General features: G+C 69.7%; 8 protein-coding genes. All 8 read left to right on the forward strand.

Going from position 1 to position 5,387, the window contains the following annotated elements:
• On the forward strand, positions 1–224 hold a 224-nt coding region (locus ADBZ6I_RS15765; RefSeq protein ID WP_526385478.1), incomplete at its 5' end, for a porphobilinogen synthase.
• Positions 221–658 (forward strand): hypothetical protein, encoded by a 438-nt coding sequence (locus ADBZ6I_RS15770; protein WP_526385480.1) that lies wholly within the window; start codon positions 221–223, stop codon positions 656–658. The genes ADBZ6I_RS15765 and ADBZ6I_RS15770, both read left to right, overlap by 4 nt.
• Positions 659–701: 43 nt before the next feature.
• A complete protein-coding gene (locus ADBZ6I_RS15775) occupies positions 702–1,130 on the forward strand; it encodes a hypothetical protein (RefSeq protein ID WP_526385482.1) in 429 nt (142 codons plus the stop codon).
• On the forward strand, positions 1,117–1,668 hold the full coding sequence (gene mce1N / locus ADBZ6I_RS15780) for a transport-regulating membrane protein Mce1N (RefSeq protein ID WP_526385484.1): 552 nt from the start codon (positions 1,117–1,119) through the stop codon (positions 1,666–1,668). Before ADBZ6I_RS15775 ends, mce1N begins: the two co-directional genes overlap by 14 nt.
• Positions 1,665–1,922 (forward strand): hypothetical protein, encoded by a 258-nt coding sequence (locus tag ADBZ6I_RS15785; RefSeq protein ID WP_526385486.1) that lies wholly within the window; start codon positions 1,665–1,667, stop codon positions 1,920–1,922. Before mce1N ends, ADBZ6I_RS15785 begins: the two co-directional genes overlap by 4 nt.
• 22 nt (positions 1,923–1,944) lie before the next feature.
• Complete coding sequence (locus tag ADBZ6I_RS15790; RefSeq protein ID WP_526385492.1) at positions 1,945–4,119, forward strand: heavy metal translocating P-type ATPase; 2,175 nt, start codon at positions 1,945–1,947, stop codon at positions 4,117–4,119.
• Between the two features lie 43 nt (positions 4,120–4,162).
• Positions 4,163–5,065: an oxygenase MpaB family protein gene (locus tag ADBZ6I_RS15795; RefSeq protein WP_526385488.1), complete on the forward strand. Its 903-nt coding sequence runs from the start codon at positions 4,163–4,165 to the stop codon at positions 5,063–5,065.
• The coding region (locus ADBZ6I_RS15800) for a TetR/AcrR family transcriptional regulator (RefSeq protein WP_526385490.1) at positions 5,058–5,387 on the forward strand (330 nt) is incomplete at its 3' end. The genes ADBZ6I_RS15795 and ADBZ6I_RS15800, both read left to right, overlap by 8 nt.

Genomic DNA, 5,387 nt, shown 5'->3' on the forward strand with positions numbered 1-5,387 from the left:
CCATGGCCTACCTCGACGTGGTGGCCGCGGCCAAGCAGATCTCGCCGGTGCCGGTGGCGGCCTACCAGGTGTCGGGGGAGTACGCGATGATCGCCGCCGCCGCGGCCAACGGCTGGGTCGACCGCCATGCGGCGGTGCTGGAGTCGCTGACCGGAATCCGGCGCGCCGGGGCCGACATCGTTCTGACCTACTGGGCTGCCGAGGCAGCGGGGTGGCTGACATGAGCACCCAGCCGCGGCACCAGAAGGAGCCCCCTAGTGCGCCGGTGCGCCCCGTCGACGTCGACACGGGTTTCTGGCTCTGGCTTATCGCTGTGCCGCTGATGGTCACCGGACAGCTCGCCGACGCCTTCGTCGCCTCCCAATCAGCCGGCTCGGCGCATGTGTTCGTGGTGACGGCCTTCCTTGCGGCCATCCTCGGCGGCGTGGTGGTGGGGTTCCTGGCGCTGCTGCGTTCCGGCTACCGCTGGGCCCGCACCCTGCTTACCACCGGGGGGCTGGTGACCATCTTCTTCACCGCCGCCAACCTGTCGAGCACCACCCGCCCGCCGATACCCGCGGTGGTCTACGCGGTCACCGGCATCTTCGGGTCGGTCTTCATCGCCGGCGGCATCTACCTGCTGCACCGCCCCGACTCGCACCGGTTCTTCGTCCACTGAGTCGACGGTGGACCGCTCCCGCCCGATAGGCTTTGGCCACAGAATGACCGTTCCCGCCCCCCGCCCCGGTGCCGTCACCGCCGCCTGCTGGCTGCTGGTGGCCGGTGCGGCGCTGCTGATGTCCGGGGGACTGCTGGCCGCCCTGATGAGTTTCGACTCGCTGCGCCAGGCAGCGCCGCCGACGGTCACCGACGACGCGGTCCGCGAGTACGCCCGGCTCTACCACGGCAGCGGAGTCCTGTTCGCCGTCGCCGGTCTGGCGCTGGCCTGGTTCGCCGCCCGGGCCCGCAACCGCGACCCCCGGTCCCGCCGGGCCGCGATGGCGCTGGCGCTGACGGTGGTCGTCCTGGTCGCGGTGGCCGCGGTGTTCGCCGGTACCCACATCCTGGCGCTGCTGAGCCTGCTGCTGATCATCATCGGGGCGTTGTTGCTGGGCCGGCCCGCCGTCGTGGAATGGTATGCCGGTGGCTGAGGATCCGGAGACCGGGGATCGCGACGGCGCCGAACACTCGGATGTGCTGTTCTTCGAGAACGGCGCCAGCTGGCTGTGGCTGCTGGCCGGGCCCGCGGCCGCGCTGGCCATGGTCTTCGTGCAGTACCGGGCCGGCCTGGGCTTCCGCCCCACCGTCCCGCTCATGTTCCTGGTGATGGTCAGCGGGTTCCTCGGCCTGCAGGTCAAGGCCGCGCGCATTCACACCAGCGTCGAACTCACCGCCACGTCACTGCGGGAGGGCACGCAGGTGACGCCCATCGCGGACATCCTCGAGGTGTTCGGTGAACCCGAGGTGCCGGTCAAGCAGCGCAGCGCCATCTCGAGTTGGCGGGCCAAGCCGGAACCGCCCCGTGAGAAATGGCAGGCCTCCCGGGCGCTTGGCGAACTGTCCGGGGTACCCCGGGGGCGTACCGCGGTCGGCATCCGCCTGGTCGGCAAAGCGCGTTTTGCCCAGGCCTGGGCCCGTGATCACGAGCGGTTGCGCACCGAATTGCTCCGACTGGTGCAATCGCGGTGAGGCACGTCGTCCAACTGGTGCTCGCCGCGATCGCGGCGGCCGGTGCCGTGCTGTGCTGGCTGCACGTCACCAGCCTGGTCGACGTTCCGCCCGTCACCGACGGCCAGCCGGCGACGGTATCGGTGGTCTACGACCCGCCGCTGATGTTCCTGGTCTGGCTGCTGGCGACCACGGCCGGGGTGCTGGCCGTCCTCGGGGTTGCCGGACTGCACCGGCGGCGGGCCGGTCGCGACCTTGGCTTATATACCCCCTAGGGGTATTGTCTTCGGTATGGCCATGACCGAACTGACGCTGACGACCGATCTCACGCTGTCCGGGATGAGTTGTGCGTCCTGCGCCTCCCGGATCGAAGGCAACCTCAACAAGCTCGACGGGGTGCGGGCATCGGTGAACTTCGCCGTCGAGCAGGCGCACGTCGAACACGGCCCGGAGGTCTCCGACGCGGACCTGGTGCGCGCCGTCGAATCCAGCGGATACCGCGCCGCGGTCATCGACCATTCCCAGCACCACGGCGACCCTTCCCGCAATCATGGCGATGCGCACGACCACATGATCCATGGCGTCCCCGAGGATCAGCTGCGGTCCCGGTTGATCGGTTCGGCTGTGCTGGCGGTGCCGGTGCTCGCCATCTCGATGGTGATGGCCTGGCAGTTCCCCGGCTGGCAGTGGGTGGTCCTGGCGCTGACCACGCCGATCGTGTTCTGGGGCGGCTATCCGTTCCACAAGGCGGCGCTCAACAGTGCCCGGCACGGGTCGTCGACCATGGACACCCTGGTGTCGCTGGGCACCCTGTCGGCCTACATCTGGTCGGTGGTTACCCTCGTCGCCGGTATCGGTGGCCATGCGCACGAGCACGGCCATGTCTACTTTGAGGTGGCCGCGGCAGTGACGGTATTCCTGCTGGCCGGCCGCTACGCGGAAGCCAAGGCCAAGCGCGCCGCCGGTTCGGCGCTGCGCGCGCTGCTCTCGCTCGGCGCCAAGGAGGCCGTCGTGATTCGCGGCGGTGCAGAGGTGCGGATCCCCGCCGATCAGCTGTCGGTGGGCGAGGTGATCGTGGTGCGCCCGGGCGAGCGGGTGGCCACCGACGGGGTCGTCGTCGACGGCGCTTCGGCCCTGGATTCCTCGGCGATGACCGGCGAATCGGTGCCGGTCGACGTCCGCCCCGGCGACGAGGTGCTCGGCGGTTCGGTCAACACCTACGGCCGGATTCTGGTCCGCGCGTCCAAGGTCGGCTCGGACACCCAGCTGGCCCGGATGGCCCGGATGGTCGCCGACGCCCAAAGCGGCAAGGCCTCGATTCAGCGGCTGGCCGACCGGGTGTCGGCGGTGTTTGTGCCCGCGGTGCTCGTCATCGCCGCCGTGACGCTGGCCGCCTGGCTGCTCACCGGCCACTCGGTGGCGGCCGCGTTCACCGCGGCGGTGGCGGTGCTGATCATCGCCTGCCCGTGCGCGCTCGGGCTGGCCACACCGACGGCCATCCTGGTGGGCACCGGTCGCGGCGCCCAGCTCGGTGTGCTGATCAAGGAGCCGCAGGTGCTGGAGACGGTCAGCGGCATCGACACCGTCGTGCTGGACAAGACCGGCACCGTCACCACCGGCGCGATGAGCATCGAGGACGTCGAAGTGTCCGCGGGGGAGGACGCCGACACCGTGCTGGCCCGCGCCGCCGCCGTCGAGTCCGCCTCGGAGCATCCGGTGGCTGCGGCGATCGTCGCAGCGGCCCGCGCCCGCGGTCTGACCATCGCCGCCGTCAGCGACTTCGCCAACGAACCCGGGACCGGGGTGCACGGTGTGGTGGACGGTGTCGTCGTCCGGGTGGCCCGCGCCGCGGACAGCGACGGGCGCACCAGCGTCGCGGTGAGCTGGGCCGGCCCCGACGCCCGCAACATCGAACGCGGTGTGATCCGGCTGGCCGACGCCGTCAAACCCACCAGCGCCGCGGCGATCGCGGAGTTGAGGGCGATGGGCATCACCCCGATCCTGCTCACCGGTGACAACGCTGCGGTGGCCACCCGGGTGGCCACCGAGGTCGGTATCGCGCCGCACGACGTGATCGCCGGCGTCCTGCCGTCCGAGAAAGCCGACGCCGTCAAGAAGCTGCAGGCCCAGGGGCGCAAGGTCGCGATGGTCGGCGACGGCGTCAACGACTCGGTGGCGCTGGCCACCGCCGACATCGGCATGGCGATGGGCACCGGCACCGACGCCGCGATCGAGGCCGGTGACATCACCCTGATCCGGGGCGACCTGCGTACGGTGCCCACCGCGCTGCGGCTTTCCGCGCGCACCTTGCGGACCATCAAGCAGAACCTGTTCTGGGCGTTCGGCTACAACATCGCCGCCATCCCGCTGGCGGCACTGGGACTGCTGAACCCGATGATCGCCGGCGCGGCGATGGCGGCGTCGTCGGTGCTGGTGGTCACCAACAGCCTGCGGCTGCGACGTTTCCACTGACCCGGGATTGGTACAAAGTTCGGAATCTGTAACACTGTGTCACATGACCGAGCTTGACCAGCGTTCTGCCACCGATCCGGCTGCCAGCGCACCAACCGACGACGCCCTGCCGCTGGGCCCGGACTCGCTGATCTGGAAGTACTTCGGCGACCGCCGCATCGCGCTGATCGGTCCCCGGCCGGCCGTGCTGCAGAACATGCTGGCCGGGCTCGGTCAGGGTGTCGAGGACCACTCGGTGTTCTTCGCCGACACCGCCGCGCGGATCAAGCGATCGCTGCCGCCGATCTACCGCACCGTCTACGGCAGCGAGGACGCCAACGCCGGACCGCGAGTCCGCAAGTTCCACACCAACATCAAGGGCGAGCTGCCCGACGAGTACGCCAACGAATCCAACAAGGGCCGCTATCACGCGCTGGACCCGGAGACTTACTACTGGGCGCACGCCACCTTCTTCGACCAGGCGCTCTACTTCGCCGACACCTTCGTCACGAAGCTCTCCCGCGAGGAGAAGGAGCGGATGTACCGGGAGTCCAAGACCTGGTATCGCCGCTACGGCGTCAGCGACCGGCCGATGCCGGCCGACTACGCGGCCTTCGAGAAGTACTGGGACCACATGATCAACGACGTGCTGGTTGCTCACAAGACCGCCAAGTACGGCGTCGGCTACGTCACCAAGGGCTTCCCCAAGCCCAAGGGGGTGTCGCCGCTGGTGTGGAAAATCGTTGCACCGCTGTTCAATCCGCTGGCGGCGTTCCTCACCACCGGCGGCATGCCGCCGCGCACCCGGGGGATCCTCGGCCTGCCGTGGGACGACCGCAAGGAGCGCCGCTACCAGCGCTTCGCCGCGCTGTGCCGCACCCCGGCGGCGAACTGGCTGTGGGGGCAGGTGCCCGCCTCGTATCGACTGGTGCCCTATGCCAGAGAGGGTTTCGCCCGGTATGCCTGACGCCGCGTCGGACTCGATCCTTGACGCCGCACTCGTCGAGTTCGAGCGGCACGGCATCCGCAAGGTGGCTCTCGACGACGTCGCCCGCCGGGCCGGTGTCAGCCGCACCACGATCTACCGCCGCTTCGCCAACCGGGACGACCTGGTCTCGGCGGTGATGGACCGGGAGAACGCGCGGTTGTTCGCCGATATCGCCGAGGAGCTCAAACAGGCTCGCCCGCAATCGAATTACTACGTCGAGGCCTTCACTTCGGCGATCCTGCGCAGCCGACGGCACCGGGTGCTCAACCGGATGATCACCGACGAGCCCGCGCTGACGCTG

This window comes from Mycobacterium sp., assembly GCF_044342925.1.
In the GTDB taxonomy this organism is placed as follows: Bacteria; Actinomycetota; Actinomycetes; order Mycobacteriales; family Mycobacteriaceae; genus Mycobacterium.

Coding starts and splice junctions, on each gene's coding strand:
- ADBZ6I_RS15770 (WP_526385480.1), top strand. CDS start 221: ATGAGCACCCAGCCGCGGCACCAGAAGGAGCCCCCTAGTGCGCCGGTG.
- ADBZ6I_RS15775 (WP_526385482.1), top strand. CDS start 702: ATGACCGTTCCCGCCCCCCGCCCCGGTGCCGTCACCGCCGCCTGCTGG.
- mce1N (WP_526385484.1), top strand. CDS start 1,117: ATGCCGGTGGCTGAGGATCCGGAGACCGGGGATCGCGACGGCGCCGAA.
- ADBZ6I_RS15790 (WP_526385492.1), top strand. CDS start 1,945: ATGACCGAACTGACGCTGACGACCGATCTCACGCTGTCCGGGATGAGT.
- ADBZ6I_RS15795 (WP_526385488.1), top strand. CDS start 4,163: ATGACCGAGCTTGACCAGCGTTCTGCCACCGATCCGGCTGCCAGCGCA.